Origin of the sequence: Vibrio sp. 10N.286.48.C11 (assembly GCF_041469805.1) — a bacterium.
In the GTDB taxonomy this organism is placed as follows: Bacteria; Pseudomonadota; Gammaproteobacteria; order Enterobacterales; family Vibrionaceae; genus Vibrio; species Vibrio crassostreae_C.
The window spans coordinates 1-18,398 of record NZ_JBFRLK010000052.1; the positions used below are offsets into that span (position 1 = coordinate 1).

The window sequence follows — 18,398 nt, forward strand, 5'->3', positions numbered from 1 at the left end:
CAGCGACCTTTCTACGTAGTTTCAAATGATCAGATCACAGGACTTGGAAAAGGTTCAACTAATTTAGGCAACAACGCCGGCAGGAATTACTAAATCTAATGTGAAGTGTTGAGAGAACACAAGCATAAATACCCGCTACGTAACTACCTCTTAAGAGAAATACTACTTAATCAACAGTAGCTGAGAATAACGGTTGAGTAATGATTCCGCATTGTGGCCGTCTGAGGCTTTACACGCTCAACTCTGACTTGGTAGGGTAAGTTTATTGTCAAACAATGATCGATAAGCCGATATAAAGCTATTGAGTTCAAAGTACTGCTATTTAGTTGTTGTTTTTTACCGAATTAGCTAGATTACAAGAGGTTTTTTATATTAACCTTATGATTTTTATGTGAAATAATAAAATATTCAGATGGAATTATCACCAGGTAGGTATCAATAAGTATGTCAGTTGCAGAAATAGAAGATCAACGCACTGTTCGTGAACTTCAAGCTATCTTTAAAAAGGAATACGACAAGAAAGTTAACTCTGAAAAACGTATTTCTGAATGTGATCAAGGCTTCCAAAACCTTAGAACTCACAGCCAATCCGCATTGAACTATGCACAAAAATTTAAATCTACAAAGCTGAATGAGCAAATTAATTCTATTAAGAGCTCAGGTCTGCACCCACAATCGTTAGATGATCCTAAGTTGATTGAGCTTAAGCAATCTTTGAACTCGCTGTTTGAACAATGTGACAGCATCAATCCGCGTGGATTTACCGTCTCTAGCTTAGAGAAAATTGCCGATCATCCAAAAAGTGTACTGTTAAAAGATGAGCAGTTCGCCCAACTGACAAAAGACGAGCAACGTGTCGCTCAGCAGTTCGAAGAAATGGCTGAACCGATTAAAAATGCGCACCTGCAACGTGTGGTACTTGGACAACAGATCGAGACCGAAAAGCAAAGAGTGCTGAAGAAACGTCGTTTTGTGCGAAACAGCATTATCGTCCTGCTGCTTGCAGCAGGCGGATTCGCTATTGCGCTAAAAGAAAATGACCCGCAACTTTTTGAACAATATCTAAATATTGTCAAAGGCATGATCAACTCAGTACACGTGTAACTCGATATGAATAAATTAATCCAAAACCTAACCAGCAGCAAAATCAAACATATTTTTGATCAAGCTGATTTATACCCAAAAATTGAAAGAAACATCGATGAACATGCCCAAGTACAAAGTGCGTTACTAAGCCGTTCCGAGCAGGTGTTGAGTGGCGAAATTGATTCGCAAAAGCAACAGTTGGAAGACGCAAAACAGACGATTAAACAAGCCGTCTCATGGATGTCAGAGGTCGATGCGCCAGACCTGAAAAATCAAACATGGCCAGAATTCCCTTTTAATACCCAATATATTCCTAACGAGCTAGTGATTGGTTTTCAGGAGTTATCTATTGATAACCAAACCTTCAAGCTGCCTGTCACTGTGCCATTTATGTCGGGTGATAATACTTATTACTACCCAGCAGATGCAGACAGCTTAGAGTGGACGCAAGACGCTCTACACACCATCATTATGCGTCTGAGCGTAATGTTGCCTTATGGTGCGCAGTTCTGTTTGCTTGATCCGGCGAAAATGGGTGAGAATTTCCCTTATATCAAACAACTGCCGTTTAAGCGTCCGCTAACCAATGATATCTCGCGTACTTTGGAAGAAGTATTAGACGATATCAAACGTATCAAGCAAAATTACCTGGATAACCGTACGCGTCGCTTAATTAATGTTGATCCAGAAATTCGTGGTAACGAGAAGTTTGAGTTTATTGTCGCTTCTAACTTCCCGAAAGGTTACGACCGTCGTTCTATCGAACTGTTGGCGCAAATCGCCAATACAGGTTCTGTTGCGGGAAAATATGTGATCTTGCAACAGAACCAAGATCTTGAGCTGCCAAATGGCGCTTCAATGGAATGGTTCGAGTCACTGAAAAACATCCGCTCAGGAGACAATCATATTACGGCGATCCCTGAGCTTGAAACCTACATGATTGGTTCTGAAGCGATCTGTGATGAGACCATCAACAACATTTTAGATTGTGTCGCCAAAGCGAAACCGAAAGAGAACAAGCTTGAGTTCACAGATGTAACTGACACCAACCCAGAAAACTGGTGGAAAGGTGATACAGGCCATGAAATCCGTGTTGCGGTTGGTGGTACTGGTGCTAAGAAAGACGATCTTGAACTGTGGTTTGGTGAAAGTACTGGTCGCCAAATCTGTGCGCACGGCATGTTGGGTGCGATGACTGGTGCTGGTAAATCAAATCTTTACCATGCCTTTATTATGGGTCTGGCATGTCGCTACAGCCCTGACGAACTGCAACTGTATCTTATTGACGGCAAGCAAGGCGTTGAATTTAAGTGCTACCCAACGCTACCACACGCGAAGGTGGTCTCATTGAACACATCACCAGATTTGTCGCGCAGTGTGTTAGATGAGTTGGTGGAAGAGATGATCCGCCGCAACGAAATGTTCAAACGCGAAGGTTTCGAAAACCTGCGAGATTACCGCAAAGAGACTCAAAATCCGCTACCGCGCATCCTTTTGGTTGTGGATGAATACCAAACTCTGTTTGAAGATGATCGTGATGGTCTAGGTTCTGGCCTAATGGAAAAACTGGCTACACAAGGCCGTAGTGCTGGTATCCATATGTTGGTCGGTTCGCAGCGCTTTGGTGCGTCAGGCATGCAAAACCAGCAGAGTATCTTCGGTAACATTCACTTGCGTATCGGTATGCAGATGAGTGAAGCGGACGTCACGGCACTGCAAGAGTTTGGACCAAACGGCAAACGTCTTCTACGTGCGTGTAAAGAAGCGGGCCAAGTGGTAATCAATGACTCTGCGGCGAATGATGATAAAAACCGTGCAGGCCGAGTGACTTATCTATCAGATAAGCTACGTCTTGACTTGATCAAGCAACTTGCTGAGAAATGGCAACATAAGCAAGGTTTTGCGAATCTGCATCACTCAATTTTGCTTGATGGCTCAGGCCAACCAAACCTAAGCGAAAACCCTCAGCTAGAACAGCTATTTAGTACCTACTCAGCGCACCCTTCTCAACAAGAGTGGGTGGAGTTTGCAAACTTACCTGAGCATCAACAAGGCTTGGGTGAGAAAGAGTGGTATCCAGTTGAAAAACCTGCCAACTTCTGGTTGGGACGCGAAATGAACATTCATGGACAAGCGAACGTTGTTGTCCGTCGTCGTACCAATGAACACCTACTGTTTGTCGGTGAGTCAAATGAGGCGCGCTCAGGTATGCTGAGCTACTGGTTGGGACAACTGCCAATTAACCATGCTGCGGGTGGGTACCAATTGTACTTACTAGAGCGTGCAATCAAAGGTTCTCCATGGCATGGCATTATGAGCCGAGCGATCGATACTTGTGGTTTAACCGACGTACATTACCGCGAGAGTGTCAGCGAGTTTGCCAGTGACTTGGACCACGTTAAGGCGGAGTTTGAGCGTCGTAAATTAATGGATGAAGAGCAAATGTTAGCTCAACCAACCATCTACATTGTGGTGAATGAAGCGCAACGTGCGACAGAGCTTCAGCAGCAAGCAGGTCGTTACGGAGTGAAAGAGCATGGCGACTTAGGTGTGGTAATTTCAGAGCTACTAGAGCAAGGTGCAGAGTACGGCATTCATATTGTGATGAGCTTTGACAATGTTCGTGCGGTGACTAAAGTGTTCGACCGCCGTGACATAGACTTGTTCAAACATAAATTCGTGCTGCAAATGTCAGAAGATGACAGTTTCTGCGTGATCAAGTCACGTCATGCGGCATTGCTTCAGCAAACAACTCGCGTACCGGTTTACGCGCTGTATGCCAATGCATCGCAAAATTACCCAGTCAAGTTCAAACCATACTGCTACCACGATGTAGAAGATCATGAGAAAGAGCTTGAGCAGTTAAACAACTACCTGCAGTCATGGAGCCACTAACGTGTCATTAAACGATGTAGAGCAAAACCTACAGCAGTTTGTGACGCAATTGGACAGCTTCTCTGAAGCTGTCCGTCAGTGCCAGCGAGAGTTACTCGATCCAGTAGATGAGGTGACCGCAGTGTTGCCTCATACTAAAGCGAATACATATCGAACGCTTTCGACTGAGCTAGATAGTGTTGCATCCAAACTGACACACAGTCTTGCTCCGGGATTGCAATCGGGGCTGGAATATCGCCTGCATGTGCTGAGGACTTATCTTTATGAATGATCATCAGCTAACCGCGCTTGAAACGCTAGAACAGCGCTCGCAACGCAACTTAAAAAACTTAGAGCAAGCGTACCATGAACTGCATGTCGCTTGGGTTGTGTTGAAAGAGAGCTATGAAGGGCAAGGCGCAGAAGAAGCCGATATGCAGTTTCAAGTTCTGGCAGGGCAAGTTACCGAATATCAGCAAGTGCTTGAGAAATTGATGATTCAATGTTCTCAAAACATCGCTGAGCTGAAAGAAGGAGGAGAGGCGCATGCAACCTAGATGGTTAATTGCACAGCTTGAAGAATTTTCTTTCTTGTTGCAGTCCCAAAGTGCGCTGAGTGATGAAGTACGAAAAGTATTGGGTTTGACTGAAAGCCACGGGGCTGAGCATACCAATCGCCTTGATAATGATGTTCATCGATTTACTGCGCTTTATGAGCAATTGATGGCTGAGCAAAGAGAGCGTTGGGATAGCCATGAGCGAAGATATCAGCAGACTGTACGCACTCTTGATGAGCGAGAGCAGGAGTTAACACAGGCGCAATCAGAGCTAGAAGAGACGAAAAATCATCAGGATTTTTGGCAAAACCAACTGAATCTTGCCCGCAATTGGAAGTCGCGTGCGCGAACTCGGCTTGATAGTGCAGAGCGAGAACTAAGATCGGCGGAACAACGTACGTCGAGTGCTGAGCAAGACTATAGTTCTGCGAAGGCCAACTATGACTACGCAAGTTCGCAGATGATTCGAGTTTATGTCGGCAAAGACAGTCGCGGCAACGCACAGTACGAGTATCGTCGCAATCCGGCCACAGCCGAACGTCATGCGATGAATGCCGCGCATGGTCGTTTGCAAACTGCGCGAGAAGAAGAGCGTCGGGCAAAATCGGAATACAACGCGGCTCGCAATGAGTACAAAGAGGCTTGCGATCAAGTGAATGGGAGTATGTCAGCGGTGTCCGATATGGAAGTGGCAACCAAGCATTCTTATTCAGCACTTTCGAGCGCGGAAGATGCCAAAACCAATACACTTAATGCCAAATATAGCTTGGATGAAGAACGTCGAATTTTAGAACAAATGGACGACACTCTAAAAAGTATTGAAAGCTGCGTTAACAGCCAACAAAACTGTCAACGTGAACTTCATCAACATAACTTAATGGCACTAACGACTTTACGTAACAACGAGCAAATTCAAGAAGATTTGGTCTATGAAATCTATAAGATTCGTTATGCACTTGAGAACAAAGCGAATTTGCTAGCCGCATTTGATGCGCCCGTGTTTTTAGGATAATCATGCAACCAACATTTGATACAGCTTTCTATCAGCGCAATCACATGGATTTGGAAGATGAGTTGATGAAGTTAGCCTTAGCGGTACAAAACTTCAAAGAACAGTCCCAAAACCTATCAGCGATTTGGTCAGATGATGCAGGACGGAGGATCAGACAAATCCATTTGCTGCCTTTAGTTGAGCAATATGGGCAGTTTGAAGGCACCGCTAAGCAATATCTTCAATCGAGTGAAGAGCGTCTGAAAAGCTTTTACGAAATGAAGCGATTAATCAGCGAGTACGCCGGTTTTCATTCCAGCTTGGAAGAGAAAGAAGAAGACACTCTAAGACAAAATGATGAGTATCGAAGGGTGACCGCGATCAGTGAAAATCAGCGCGATAAAGGACTGGAGTTTTCTGCTAAGAGTGAACAGTTCAATCGCTTAGCTAAAAGCCATGTAAACCCGATTTAACTTCAAATAAGAGTAAAAAAACTAGCGAGATATTTCTCTGCTAGTTTTTTTTTCGAGGTAATAGGACGAATCCTAGTATCAAATTAAACTTGGTCATCTTAATGTCATTTGACCACTGTTCAGCTCCCACTGGACACGAAAATAAGCAAGTCGCCATACCTTAGTTAATTCATGCTCTACTAAATTAGATAAAATGCAACTCACAATTGTCCGTGCGACCTGAAGTCGTATGAAGCGTTGTTCACCACGCAGAGTGAACCATCTGTATCACCAGATGACCCTAAGAGCCTGAATAAAGCAGCGGCTCTGACAACGTAACAAAGCTTGGTCGTTAGGCTGAGCGGGAGCAAAATCGTGAGAGGATGTTCCTCCTGATAACCACAAAATCGGGTGAGTGCTAGGGAGTCAATATGATGAATGTAATGTGAATCCATTTAAGGCGCGTTATGTGATGAAACAGCGGAAGTGGTTAATACGCTGTAGCCAAAAGGCAACGAGAGTCGGAAAGAGATTGGACAATGCTCTTTCGTGGTCATTGTACTCTCCGCACCATTGTGGGCATCTAAGTTGACATTTTTACGCGACATACGGAACAGGGTAAGCCTGTATACCTCCCTATGGGAAAGCTATCTGTGAAGGTGGCCGATAGGTATGCAGGTAAAGGAGGTTAGAGAAAGCAAATGCCGCTTTGTAATGAAGTGGATACAGATTTTTATCTGGCGCGAAAGCGAGCTGACTTCTAACTGGTCTCCCGTTGCGAAAGAGTTTGAAGAACTTTATTGAAGAAGAAAAGCAAATGATGATTTCGAATGAAATTAGTGCATCTTCTTACAACGAACCGTGGTCTCTCAATTACTGAGTGCTCATTGGCGAGGTATTAAAGCTTCAAGTGCGTATCGCAAAGGTAATTAACACGAAGGGCTAGTGTTGCGATCAACTTTTGGTCTCGCTCTAGTCCTATAACGATTTAATTACTGGGTGCTTTACTGTGCCTTTGTGGAGGCTTGAGCCGTATGCAGTGAAAGTTGCACGTACGGTTCTGAGGAGGGTGGCACCTGGTAACAGGTGCCGTCTATCCGACAGAAACGTGTTTGGAAGTCGAGCAATTTTCTATATTAGTGCGCTGTCGTGAGTACCTGTTGCATTACTTGTGCGTGAAATGTGGAGGAGCTGATTTCCTGCCAAGTACCTGTTCCCAAATATAACAAATTGCGTAGTAATAGGCGGCCTTAGTCGAAGGAGCTAGATCAGCTTTGCGTCTCCAAAAGTCACAAACTTGCGACCGCCCAATCTGAGCAAGTGATCTTGTTTGTGGATTATGCTTCTGAATATTTCGGCAAAAACTCTTCATTTTCTCTGCCTGATTTTTACGGTTCTTTTTACCTACGGTTCTTTTTACCTCCGGTTCTTAGATATAGATGTATAGCTCGGTTTAACTCATATTCCATTCTTGTCATAGTTCACCCCAGATATGCATTTGTTATGTCGGTTCGATGATGGCCAAGTTCTTCAGCAACAGAAAGTCTTGCTGCATTGTCAAAAGCTTTAGCTTGCTCAACTGTGCATCCCACTTTATTGGCAATGTATTGGTGGTGTGAAGAACCATGCTGATAACTTGACTCCACAACTGATTTTATTCCGGCTACTGCGGTTTGTTGTTGCATGTGGTTGGTGTAACTGCTTTGCGCATAGGCGTGCCGCTCACCGTGTGATTTATAATCAAGTTTTCCAAACTCTCGATAGGATTGAGATTGGAACTGTATATAGCTTAGATTTGCGGGGATCATGGAGTGATGACGTCCCTGAATGACACTGGCATTCTGAAGTGCATCAAGCTGATTTTGGGATACGATTGGTACTGTTCGTGCTTGACCGCCTTTCGTTCCGTCTGTGACAGAAATGCTCTGCTTTATAATGGCTTCTTTTAGCATGGCTGCGGGGTTACCTTTACAGGCCTCTTCGAATCTCAAGCCTAATGACCTTTGCATTTCACTGATAGCAGAGAGCCTGTCAGAAAGCTGTGATGTGATTTTGTTATGTTGTTCTTGGGAAATAGCTCTATTTTCCGTAGTTATACCAGAACGATTTGGAAGTCCAGCTTCCGATGCTGTAACCCTAAGAGATGAATCCCCAATAGCCTGACTAAGAACGGAGTTGACGGCAGATAAGTACTCATGTGCTGTTTTGATACTGATTGAGCCGTTATCAATTTTCGAATCTAATTCTTGAGTGTATTGCGTTACATGCTCTTTCGTTATCCCTCTCATGTCTTTGACACCATGATGGTCTTTGATAAATGTCGAGAACTGTGTGAATCGAGTTGTTTGATCTGCTACGGTTTTGAACCCGATTTGACCTGCATTGAATTTTTCGTAAAGCGCGTTCTTAGCCGCTTGATTTATATCTCGAGATCTTAAGCCACAGTTTCTGGCATTAGGGTTTTCTCTCTCCATCCTAGATGTGGGGAACCTACTTAGACTCATACTTTCCTCTCAGTTTCTTTCAGTTATAGGCTCTGCAAGCAGCGAATCGTGTTAAGTGTTTATGCGCGTTTAAAATGTCGCACGTCATTAGCAGAGGTTGGGAAGATAAGAAGCGATCCCGGCGCTTACGTTGTTGAAGCTGACCTGGCAAAGGTTAGTGCTCAAAGGCGTTTACATAGGTTGGACGAAGGCGCCACTGGCTAGTGGAAGAGAGCAATCTATGTTTTGCTTTGAGGTTGGACTTAGCGGTCAGCTAGAGGTTTTGTCCGTTGAATTCAGGCTGCTTGGTGGCTGCTGTCACGTACAAGTGAGTGGAATGATCACGAGTTCCGGCAGTAACTGATGGATTGGTTCGATGCATTTCATGCATTTTCATGTTTTCGAATACCTCTCAATACCTTTGTCAGGCTAGAGATACCAATGGATCTGTTATCGGATGCAGTCTCCGTCTATTTTTGTCTGCCGTCCAAAATAGACGGAGACTTTAGCGGTCCTTTTCGCAACGCAGATAATAAATCTTGAGTAATGGAGTAATACTCTCAGGGTTGAAAGTGTTCTTTCATTTGAGTGAGTGAGCAATACATACTCTATTGGGGCATCAAACTGATGAGAGCATTTCGTACATGCGCTCTAACATGTGGGAGATAATCACAGCATTAAGAATGCTTCTCTTACCTCATGGTTTACATACAAGATATATGCTTCTTTATGGCCATTTCTCAAATAAGGAGTCCAATTTGGCTGTTTAGCACGTTCATTGGAATTTTTATAGCTAGAGTAGAAGAGGGCTGGATGTCAAAACGGGGGGAGCAGGCAGATCGTCACGCTATGGTTTACATAAGTTGAAACCAAACTGATCTGAATTTAAATCGATTCTTTCGCAATTAAGAAGCCCAAAAAGCTCCGCTAATTGAAAAGCAGCTCAAAGATGATTGAAACTACGTTTGTCCCATCCCAACAAAAAAAGGAGTTTTACATGGACATTCCTGCAAGTTTAAACTCATAAAAAGTAAAGCCGCCAATATAGGCGGCTTAAATCTTTGCTCAAGGTCCCCTCCTCAAGCTTTGGAGGAACAAATTTAGTATTGCACAAGGTGCGTATTGGACCAAGATATCTCCCCCCGTTTTCAAAATCAGATAACTGAGCGAACTTTCTTGCCATGAAGTCTGTTCGGGTAGATCTCAGTGTAAACTTGCCATAATGTGTTGAGGGAGCGGTGACCTGTTACCTGTGCAACCTCTTCTATCGAAAACCCGCCTTCGAAAAGACGACTAGCTCCTTCCCTGCGAAGATCATGGTAGCGTAAGTCTTTAATCCCTAAGCTATCTCGTACCCGCTGAAAGCCTGCGGAAACCGAGCGAGAGTTATATGGAAAAACGCGCTCATTATTCTTTGGTTGTCTTTGAATGATTTCCCATGAATCGCCTAGTAGAGGTACCCATTGATGATTACCTGCCTTTTTACGGGGATCTTTCCTATTTCTAACCATAACGGCTCGTTGGGTTTCATTGATGTCAGTCCATCGGATATCGCAAATCTCTCCAATGCGCATGCATGTCAGTATTGATATTACAAAAATGTCGGTAAACGGAATGAAAGAGACAAATGATTGCTCCCTCTCTTTCAATCCAGCTACCAACATTTCTATTTCTAGTTGATTTGGTCGTCTACTTCGGCGAGCGCTTTTGCCGATGAGGCCCATAAATACTAAAGTGTGGTGAGCTGATTTGAATACTTCATCATTAATTGCTACTTGCCACATAGGTTTAGCTTGCTTAAATATCGAACGTAGATTTGAAACCTCGACAGCGATAGTTTGTGGCAATACACCATCATGTTCTCTTCGGTATTGGCAATGCTTGATGAGGTCATGATCGTTAAAATCAGTAAGTGTGGTGCTGGCTATTGGGTAGCGAAGTAAAAGTCGGAGGTTGAAACTCATAGTTCGCTTATTCACAAATTCGGGGGTTTGTAATGCTTTTTCAATCAAGAATCCTATGGTTTGTTTAGTTGGAATAATGCCCCCATGCCGAACACTTTCAATCTTCTCAACTTCTTGATCTCCCCAAGCAGTAGCAGATGCTTTCTTTGTAAAAGTCTTAGTCTTATCAACCGTAGTTACACCAGATTGTCTTTCGCGAACCCGGCATTTATATTTAGTTATGCCTGATTGTGTTTTGATTTTTTGAATGTGATATGACGCCATCGTGCACCTCTATACTTGGGCGCAGATTGAACTTGATGTAGAATCTGCGCTCTTCAAATGAAACCACGATTCGAAAAGGGCTTTTGCAAATAAGCAGGTCTTTTTCGCTAGTTAATTTACAAGCTGTAGTTTTACCAATTTTTGGGACCAATACGTGCCCACAGTCGGTGAAAAATGGTCCAAAATGGGCACAAATAGGGTTAAATGATGCAAAATAGTGCTAGTCACAAATCAGATAAACTTAATGAAAAACAAGATATTGGCTTAGATTTTCCAAAATCTCGATTTTCAGTTGCTCCAATGCTCGATTGGACTGACCGCCACTGTCGTTACTTTCACCGTTTGCTTTCTCAGCAGACTCTTCTGTACACGGAAATGGTAACAACGGGCGCGATCTTACATGGTAAGGGCGACTTTCTAGAATATAACGAGCAAGAACATCCTCTTGCACTTCAACTCGGTGGTTCAAACCCGGTTGATTTGGCGGCGTGTGCCAAGCTTGCTGGTGAGCGTGGTTATGATGAAATCAACCTTAATGTCGGTTGCCCTTCAGACCGAGTTCAGAACGGTCGCTTTGGTGCTTGCCTAATGGCTGAGCCTGAGCTGGTGGCAGATTGTGTGTCGGCGATGAAAGAAGTCACTGATATTCCAATTACCGTGAAAACGCGTATTGGTATCGACGACCAAGACTCTTATGAGTTCTTAACTAAGTTTGTTTCGACGGTTTCTGAAAAAGGCGGCTGTGAACAATTTACTATTCACGCGCGTAAAGCGTGGTTGAGTGGTCTTAGCCCGAAAGAGAACCGTGAGATCCCACCGCTAGATTACGATCGTGCATACCAAATCAAGAAAGATTTCTCTGATCTGGTGATTGCCGTGAATGGTGGCGTTACTACTCTTGAGCAAACTAAAGAACATTTGCAACACCTTGATGGCGTGATGATCGGTCGTGAGGCCTACCATAGCCCGTTTATCTTGGCTGAAGTCGATCAGCAGATCTTTGGTTTAGACACGCCAATCAAGAAGCGCTCACAAGTGGTTGAAGAAATGTACCCGTACATTGAGCGTGAGCTTTCAAATGGTGCAAGCTTAGGACACATCTCTCGTCATATGCTTGGTTTGTTCCAAAGTATGCCGGGCGCAAGACAATGGCGTCGTTACATCAGTGAAAACGCACATAAGAAAGGTGCAGGTATCGAAGTGATGCAGACAGCATTGGCTAAGATCCCTAAAGAGCTAAACGTATAATCTCCCCCGAGGTTAAAGTTCGAGCTTAAAAGCCAAAGCTAAAAACCCAAGCTTAAAAACTTAAGCTTATAAACCTAAGCTTAAAACTTAAGGCTAAATTCGCCACTAGAGGTTAAATTTACCACTATAAGTTTCCGAAAAGCCACGCATGAAGATGTGTGGCTTTTTATTTATCTGATAAATAAGGATTTTATAGGGTTGGCATACTTGGTATGGAAGCTGCAATGTTAGAAAGTAGGAAAGATAGGTCATTAACTCATTAGGGAGACCATTATGTTTGAATTAATATTTGTTCTTATTTTCGTTGCGACTCTACTTGTCACTGGTATTACGTTTATGACGGTATTGGCTGCAACCGGAGTGGCGTTATTAGTCATGTTGGTCTTAGGTATGATGGGCGTCGTGTTTAAGTTACTGCCTTGGTTGATCGTGATTGCAATCGGTGTGTGGTTTTTCAAAAATTTTGTACACAGTTCTAACCAGAGACGTTACTAAGGTCATCGTGCCGTCAAATCTTTACTCGTCAGCGGTTTATCGTTTTAGAATTTAAGATGTGTGGTAGAATTTTCCCCAATAATCTATGAATGTGCATACAATTAGCACTACGATATGGAATTGGAGCTATCTCAAATGAATAAAATGCCATTAATTGCTTTAGTGGGAATGCTATCTTTAAGTTCAGCAGTGTCTGCTGAAGAAGAGTTTTCTTACACGGCTAAAGTCGGTGCCGATATGTGGTGGGGAAGTACAAAGCTAAACGAAGTTAGACAAGATGACGATTCTAACTCACCTTCGTTGTATTTCGCATTTGAGCATAATGCCCCAATGCTCCCAAATGCTAGCTTCCGTTATACCTCTGTTGATGCGGACTCGTTGGCTTTTGATAAGTACGACTACACGTTTTACTACACACTGTTAGAGCACAAGTTGATGAACTTTGATGCAGGTGTGACGTTCACTCAGTACTCAAACTCTAACTACATTGAGCCTAAAACGAGTACTCAAGCAACCTTTGATGAATTTACTTGGAGCTTCTACGGTAACGCAGAGATCAACGTTCCTGACACCAACTTCGATATCATTGGTACCATGGAGTTTGGTGATAGCAGTGGTATTAAGAGTACTGACTTGATGGCGGGTGTTCAGTACCGAATCCCTGTATCAGAATCTGAAATTGCCCTGCGTGGTGGTTACCGTGTTATCGATTTAGATTCGGATGAGTTCTTTAGCTCAGAACTAGGCAAGAGCTTTGTCATGGTCGATGGTTGGTTTGCTGGTGCTGAAGTGCGCTTCTAGTCCATATAAAGCAAATTTAGAACGAATTTTAAGAACGCCACTTTATTAAGTGGCGTTTTTTTATATCTATTGATTATATCTTTCTGGAATTAGTTAGCACATTCATCACTTTCGACCATCCTTAATACAGAGAGCCAATTTGCGTCTATTCTTATAAGGTCTATGTAGTGAGGTCAAAGCAAGGGATGGAATATGACACTCAATGAATTGAGAAATTTATATAGAGAAAACCTGTTAGTTGAAGCCATCATAGAGCCCTCAATTCAAGAAGGGTCTTGGGTTGTGGAGTTTCGCCATATGGGGGGTGGCTTCGTTCTGCTTACTGATGTTCATGGTGAAGAATGTCATTACGCGGATTTAGACTTGGCATCTAAATCGGCAATGGCGGTTGGCTTTCAGCAAGTACGCATTGAAAACCAGTAAGACAATTTACGTTTCAATCGGTTTTTACTTCCAAAAAGTTATAAAACATACTTTTCTATTCTTTCTTGTTATTAAAAGGAGTGGTTAATCTATCGTCACGCAATGATTAGGGATGTCGTGACCATGTCTTTAAATAAGAAAGAGTCTTCACAAAATAATAATGCACAGTCTGGGGCTAATGAGTTACCTGGGCTAGCAGCACCACTTAATGACCAACAATTGGGTCATCTTCAGCAAACTGTTTCTGAACTGTCTGCACAGCAACTGGCATGGGTCAGTGGTTACCTTTGGGGAGTGAGCCAAGCTCAGCCTGTCGGTGCTGCTGCGCCAATCGCTCAAGCGGCTGCTGCAGTAGCGGCTAAGCCAGCGGGTAAGCTCAGCATTATCTTCGCTTCTCAAACCGGTAATGCTAAAGGCGTCGCTGAATCGCTCGAGGCAGAAGCAAAAGCCTTAGGTATCGCCGTCGAGCTTTTCGATGCGAGTGATTATAAAGGTAAGAACTTAGCCAAAGAGACACACGTCATTTTCGTCGCTTCAACCAATGGTGAGGGCGAAGCCCCTGATAACGCGATTGAGTTGCATGAATTCCTTCAATCGAAGAAAGCGCCAAAATTATCAAACCTACAATACGGTGTGATTGGTTTAGGTGACTCAAGCTATGAGTTCTTCTGCCAAACGGCTAAAGACTTCGATAACTTCCTCGCTAAGCTTGGTGCGAAATCGTTTGTCGATCGCCTTGATTGTGATGTTGATTACGAAGAATCAGCAACGGAATGGCGCGCTAAAGCATTAGAGCAAGTAAAAGAGACGCTATCGACAGGCACTGAAGCCGATGTGGTTCAATTACCAGTCGGTCAAGCGGCCGCCGGTCATTCGCAATACACCAAACAAAACCCATACACCGCGACACTATTGACGAGCCAAAAGATCACCGGTCGTGATTCGGGCAAAGATGTTCGTCATATCGAGATTGATCTTGATGAGTCGGGCATTACCTACCAACCCGGCGATGCGCTAGGCGTATGGTATGAAAACAGTTCAGAACTCGCAAATCAGATTCTTTCTAAGGTTGGGTTATCGGGTATCGAAAGTGTCGATGTCGATGGTGAGAATCTATCTATCCATAGTGCGCTAGTGAGTAAATTTGAGATTACCACTTCAAACCCTCAACTTGTGACTAAGTTTGCTGAGTTATCGGGCAGCAAGAAGTTAATCAAGCTGGTGGAAGATAAAGACAAGCTTCGTGAATACGCGGGTAATACTCAAGTTGTCGATGTTTTAGCTGAGAAGAAAACTAAGCTATCGGCTGATGAGTTAATTGGCCTGTTACGTAAGCTGACACCGCGTCTCTATTCTATTGCATCAAGCCAAGCAGAAGTAGATGAAGAAGTTCACTTGACGGTTGGTTTGGTTGAATACCAAAAAGGCGAAGAGTCTCGTTTAGGCGGAGCTTCTAGCTTCTTAGCTCAACGTCTTGAAGAGGGTGGTGAAGTGAAGGTGTTTGTTGAGAACAACAATAACTTCAAATTACCACAAGACGACAATACACCAATCATCATGGTCGGCCCGGGTACCGGTATCGCACCGTTCCGCAGTTTTGTTCAAGAGCGTGAAAACAATGATGCTGAAGGAAAAAGCTGGTTGTTCTTTGGTGACCGTACCTTTACTCAAGATTTCTTATACCAAGTTGAATGGCAAAAGTACCTCAAGTCTGGCGCGCTAACTAAGCTCGATGTTGCCTTTAGCCGTGACCAAAAAGAAAAGGTTTATGTTCAGGACCGTTTAATCGAACAAGCAGAGCAGGTGTGGCAATGGCTGCAAGAGGGCGCGTACCTCTATGTCTGTGGCGATGCGACTCGAATGGCTAAAGATGTTCATGAAGCGTTAGTTTCGATAGCGGAAAAGCATGGCAACCAGAGCCGCGAGCAAGCTGAACAATATATTAATGATTTACGTAAAGCGAAACGTTACCAAAGGGATGTGTACTAATGAGCAAGCAAGTAATAGAGCAAGAAGTGCTAGGTCAAGTACTTGGACCTTTGGCTGATAATGAGCGTCTTAAGCGTGAAAGTAATAACCTACGCGGTACGATTGAACAAGATCTCCAAGACCGCATAACAGGTGGCTTTACTGCTGATAACTTTCAGTTGATTCGTTTCCACGGTATGTATCAACAAGACGACCGTGATATTCGTAACGAACGTACCAAACAAAAACTCGAACCGTTACATAACGTCATGCTTCGTGCTCGTATGCCTGGTGGCATCATTACCCCTAAGCAGTGGTTGGCGATTGATAAGTTCGCAGACGAAAGTACCTCTTACGGTTCAATTCGTCTAACAACTCGTCAAACGTTTCAGTTCCACGGTGTCTTGAAGCCGAACATTAAGTTGATGCACCAAACGCTAAATAGCATTGGCATTGATTCAATTGCGACAGCGGGTGATGTAAACCGAAATGTTCTATGTACGACAAACCCGGTTGAATCTGAACTTCATCAAGAAGCTTACGAGTGGGCGAAAAAGATCAGTGAACATCTATTACCGAAGACTCGTGCTTATGCAGAAATCTGGTTAGATGGTGAAAAACTAGAAACAACGGATGAAGAACCTATCCTTGGTAGCAACTACCTACCGCGTAAGTTCAAGACGACGGTTGTCATTCCTCCGCAAAATGATGTGGACGTCCATGCTAACGATCTTAACTTTGTTGCTATTGCTGAAGACGGAAAGCTGGTGGGCTTTAATGTGTTAGTCGGTGGCGGTCTTGCTATGACACATGGTGATACCTCTACTTATGCACGTAAAGCTGACGACTTTGGTTTTGTGCCATTAGATAAAACGTTAGATGTAGCAGCGGCGGTGGTAACGACTCAGCGTGACTGGGGTAACCGTTCAAACCGTAAGAATGCAAAAACCAAATACACACTAGACCGTGTTGGTATTGATGTATTCAAAGCAGAAGTAGAAAAGCGTGCAGGCGTAGAATTTTCTGAAAGCCGTCCTTATGAGTTTACTGGCCGTGGTGATCGCATTGGTTGGGCGGAAGGCATTGATGGTAAGCACCACTTGGCGTTATTCATCGAGAATGGTCGTTTACTTGATTTTCCGGGTAAAGCTCTGAAAACAGGTGTTGCTGAAATAGCGAAGATCCACAAAGGTGACTTCCGCATGACTGCAAACCAAAACCTAATTGTTGCGGGTGTGTCGACGAGTCAAAAGGCCAAGATTGAAAAACTGGCGCGTCAATATGGCTTGATGGATGATGCTGTTTCAGAGCAACGTAAAAACTCAATGGCGTGTGTGGCTTTCCCAACATGTCCTTTAGCAATGGCAGAAGCTGAGCGCTTTCTTCCTGAGTTTGTAACGGATGTTGAAGACATTCTGAAAAAACATGGATTACCAGAAGAAGATAACATCATCCTTCGAATCACAGGTTGTCCAAACGGTTGTGGTCGTGCAATGTTGGCTGAGCTTGGTTTAGTCGGCAAGGCTCCGGGGCGTTACAACATGCACTTAGGTGGCAACAAAGCCGGAACTCGTATCCCTAAGATGTATAAAGAGAACATCACTTCAGCTCAGATCTTAGAAGAGATTGATTCGCTGGTGGGACGTTGGGCTACGGAACGTAACGACAATGAAGGGTTCGGTGATTTTACAATCCGAGCTGGCATCATCGAAGAGGTGATAATTTCAAAGAGGGATCTGCATGCATAATTCTGTCGCTTCAAAACTGAAGTTAGCAGAGCTACTCGCATTGACTAAGACGGAGCAAATACTTCGTCTTGGACAAATCAACGCAGAGTTAGAGCAGCTAACCGCATTAGAAAGAGTTAAGTGGGCTTTAGATAATTTAGAAGGGACACATGTTGTGTCTTCTAGTTTCGGAATCCAAGCAGCATTGATGTTGCACCTAGTGACCCAAGCAAAACCAGATATTCCGGTTATTTTGACTGACACAGGGTATCTATTTCCGGAGACCTATCGCTTTATTGATGAGTTAAGTCAGAAGTTGACTCTAAACCTTCAAGTCTTTCGCGCCCAACAGAGCCCTAATTGGCAAGAAGCGCAATATGGAAAACTTTGGGATCAAGGTATAGAAGGGATAGAGAAGTACAACAAGCTTAATAAAGTTGAACCGATGAGAAGAGCGTTGGATGAGCTCGAGGCTGGGACATGGTTTTCCGGTTTAAGAAGAGAGCAATCTCAATCGCGTGCAAATTTGCCAATCTTATCTATCCAAAATGGTGTGTTTAAATTTTTGCCGGTAATCGATTGGACGAATAAAGATGTTCACTATTACCTAGAAGAGCATGGTCTCGGTTATCACCCGCTTCGAGAGCAGGGTTACCTTTCTGTTGGAGATACACATACAACTAAGAAGTGGGAACCGGGTATGACTGAAGAGGAAACTCGTTTTAATGGGTTGAAACGCGAATGTGGTCTCCATGAAGATGATGGAGAGCAATATGGTTCTGGGATTTAGACTCGTTGCCATTTAAAAAGCTGCCATGAGGCAGCTTTTTTGTTTTCTAGGATGAAAATCAGAGCAATTGTGGATAAGTCTGTGGTTATTTTGTAAGTACTCTGTAGTTAAACTTGCACAAATAAGGCTTTGAGTGTTTATTCGCCATGTAATAGTTATTTTTGCATCTTTCTTTAATAAACACTTGCCAATGTGATGAACATCTCTATAATGCCGCCTCACTGACACGGCAGACGCCACAAGGCTTCAGCGAGAAATGTTAGTAAGGCAACTAG

Annotated in this window: 16 protein-coding genes; 13 read left to right on the forward strand and 3 right to left on the reverse strand. The window is 43.6% G+C overall.

Annotated features, from left to right (window positions below; all coding sequences use genetic code 11):
* The first annotated feature begins 444 nt into the window (after positions 1-444).
* The 6 genes from AB4209_RS14445 to AB4209_RS14470 are packed head-to-tail and all read left to right on the forward strand — an operon-like array spanning position 445 to position 5,981.
* Positions 445-1,104 (forward strand): hypothetical protein, encoded by a 660-nt coding sequence (locus AB4209_RS14445; RefSeq protein ID WP_372056283.1) that lies wholly within the window; start codon positions 445-447, stop codon positions 1,102-1,104.
* 6 nt (positions 1,105-1,110) lie between these two features.
* A complete protein-coding gene (locus AB4209_RS14450; RefSeq protein ID WP_372056284.1) occupies positions 1,111-3,981 on the forward strand; it encodes an FtsK/SpoIIIE domain-containing protein in 2,871 nt (956 codons plus the stop codon).
* A gap of 1 nt (position 3,982) precedes the next feature.
* Entirely contained in the window at positions 3,983-4,252 is a 270-nt protein-coding gene (locus tag AB4209_RS14455; RefSeq protein ID WP_075715335.1) for a hypothetical protein, read from the forward strand.
* On the forward strand, positions 4,245-4,517 hold the full coding sequence (locus AB4209_RS14460) for a hypothetical protein (protein WP_372056286.1): 273 nt from the start codon (positions 4,245-4,247) through the stop codon (positions 4,515-4,517). Before AB4209_RS14455 ends, AB4209_RS14460 begins: the two co-directional genes overlap by 8 nt.
* The gene (locus AB4209_RS14465) at positions 4,507-5,529 is read left to right on the forward strand and encodes a hypothetical protein (protein WP_372056288.1); all 1,023 of its coding nucleotides are present in this window, start codon (positions 4,507-4,509) and stop codon (positions 5,527-5,529) included. Before AB4209_RS14460 ends, AB4209_RS14465 begins: the two co-directional genes overlap by 11 nt.
* A gap of 2 nt (positions 5,530-5,531) precedes the next feature.
* Complete coding sequence (locus AB4209_RS14470) at positions 5,532-5,981, forward strand: hypothetical protein (RefSeq protein ID WP_372056290.1); 450 nt, start codon at positions 5,532-5,534, stop codon at positions 5,979-5,981.
* Between the two features lie 1,460 nt (positions 5,982-7,441).
* Here the strand turns inward: AB4209_RS14470 and AB4209_RS14475 are convergent.
* From AB4209_RS14475 to AB4209_RS14485, 3 genes are all read right to left on the reverse strand, one after another.
* On the reverse strand, positions 7,442-8,464 hold the full coding sequence (locus AB4209_RS14475; RefSeq protein ID WP_372056292.1) for an integrase domain-containing protein: 1,023 nt from the start codon (positions 8,462-8,464) through the stop codon (positions 7,442-7,444).
* Positions 8,465-8,717: 253 nt separating this feature from the next.
* Complete coding sequence (locus tag AB4209_RS14480) at positions 8,718-8,840, reverse strand: hypothetical protein (protein ID WP_261809213.1); 123 nt, start codon at positions 8,838-8,840, stop codon at positions 8,718-8,720.
* Positions 8,841-9,597: 757 nt separating this feature from the next.
* Positions 9,598-10,671, reverse strand: coding sequence for a tyrosine-type recombinase/integrase (locus tag AB4209_RS14485; protein ID WP_372056294.1), 1,074 nt, complete (start codon positions 10,669-10,671; stop codon positions 9,598-9,600).
* 207 nt (positions 10,672-10,878) lie between these two features.
* On the opposite strand from AB4209_RS14485, the gene dusA reads away from it, so the two are divergent.
* From dusA to AB4209_RS14520, 7 genes are all read left to right on the forward strand, one after another.
* On the forward strand, positions 10,879-11,919 hold the full coding sequence (gene dusA, locus AB4209_RS14490) for a tRNA dihydrouridine(20/20a) synthase DusA (protein WP_372056296.1): 1,041 nt from the start codon (positions 10,879-10,881) through the stop codon (positions 11,917-11,919).
* Positions 11,920-12,192: 273 nt separating this feature from the next.
* Positions 12,193-12,414 carry an envelope stress response protein PspG gene (gene pspG, locus AB4209_RS14495; RefSeq protein ID WP_017059950.1) on the forward strand — a complete coding sequence of 74 codons (222 nt, stop codon included), beginning with the start codon at positions 12,193-12,195 and terminating at the stop codon, positions 12,412-12,414.
* A 135-nt stretch (positions 12,415-12,549) separates the two neighbouring features.
* Positions 12,550-13,215, forward strand: coding sequence for a TIGR04219 family outer membrane beta-barrel protein (locus tag AB4209_RS14500; protein WP_372056298.1), 666 nt, complete (start codon positions 12,550-12,552; stop codon positions 13,213-13,215).
* 192 nt (positions 13,216-13,407) lie between these two features.
* Positions 13,408-13,638: a hypothetical protein gene (locus AB4209_RS14505; protein WP_004735813.1), complete on the forward strand. Its 231-nt coding sequence runs from the start codon at positions 13,408-13,410 to the stop codon at positions 13,636-13,638.
* A gap of 123 nt (positions 13,639-13,761) precedes the next feature.
* Entirely contained in the window at positions 13,762-15,627 is a 1,866-nt protein-coding gene (locus tag AB4209_RS14510; RefSeq protein ID WP_372056300.1) for an assimilatory sulfite reductase (NADPH) flavoprotein subunit, read from the forward strand.
* Positions 15,627-17,354 (forward strand): assimilatory sulfite reductase (NADPH) hemoprotein subunit, encoded by a 1,728-nt coding sequence (cysI, locus tag AB4209_RS14515; protein WP_017065747.1) that lies wholly within the window; start codon positions 15,627-15,629, stop codon positions 17,352-17,354. The genes AB4209_RS14510 and cysI overlap by 1 nt, the downstream gene beginning before the upstream one ends.
* Entirely contained in the window at positions 17,347-18,123 is a 777-nt protein-coding gene (locus AB4209_RS14520) for a phosphoadenylyl-sulfate reductase (protein ID WP_017059954.1), read from the forward strand. Before cysI ends, AB4209_RS14520 begins: the two co-directional genes overlap by 8 nt.
* The last annotated feature ends 275 nt before the right edge of the window (positions 18,124-18,398 follow it).

Coding starts and splice junctions, on each gene's coding strand:
- AB4209_RS14445 (WP_372056283.1), top strand. CDS start 445: ATGTCAGTTGCAGAAATAGAAGATCAACGCACTGTTCGTGAACTTCAA.
- AB4209_RS14450 (WP_372056284.1), top strand. CDS start 1,111: ATGAATAAATTAATCCAAAACCTAACCAGCAGCAAAATCAAACATATT.
- AB4209_RS14460 (WP_372056286.1), top strand. CDS start 4,245: ATGAATGATCATCAGCTAACCGCGCTTGAAACGCTAGAACAGCGCTCG.
- AB4209_RS14465 (WP_372056288.1), top strand. CDS start 4,507: ATGCAACCTAGATGGTTAATTGCACAGCTTGAAGAATTTTCTTTCTTG.
- AB4209_RS14470 (WP_372056290.1), top strand. CDS start 5,532: ATGCAACCAACATTTGATACAGCTTTCTATCAGCGCAATCACATGGAT.
- AB4209_RS14475 (WP_372056292.1), bottom strand. CDS start 8,464: ATGAGTCTAAGTAGGTTCCCCACATCTAGGATGGAGAGAGAAAACCCT.
- AB4209_RS14480 (WP_261809213.1), bottom strand. CDS start 8,840: ATGAAAATGCATGAAATGCATCGAACCAATCCATCAGTTACTGCCGGA.
- AB4209_RS14485 (WP_372056294.1), bottom strand. CDS start 10,671: ATGGCGTCATATCACATTCAAAAAATCAAAACACAATCAGGCATAACT.
- dusA (WP_372056296.1), top strand. CDS start 10,879: ATGCAAAATAGTGCTAGTCACAAATCAGATAAACTTAATGAAAAACAA.
- pspG (WP_017059950.1), top strand. CDS start 12,193: ATGTTTGAATTAATATTTGTTCTTATTTTCGTTGCGACTCTACTTGTC.
- AB4209_RS14500 (WP_372056298.1), top strand. CDS start 12,550: ATGAATAAAATGCCATTAATTGCTTTAGTGGGAATGCTATCTTTAAGT.
- AB4209_RS14505 (WP_004735813.1), top strand. CDS start 13,408: ATGACACTCAATGAATTGAGAAATTTATATAGAGAAAACCTGTTAGTT.
- AB4209_RS14510 (WP_372056300.1), top strand. CDS start 13,762: ATGTCTTTAAATAAGAAAGAGTCTTCACAAAATAATAATGCACAGTCT.
- cysI (WP_017065747.1), top strand. CDS start 15,627: ATGAGCAAGCAAGTAATAGAGCAAGAAGTGCTAGGTCAAGTACTTGGA.
- AB4209_RS14520 (WP_017059954.1), top strand. CDS start 17,347: ATGCATAATTCTGTCGCTTCAAAACTGAAGTTAGCAGAGCTACTCGCA.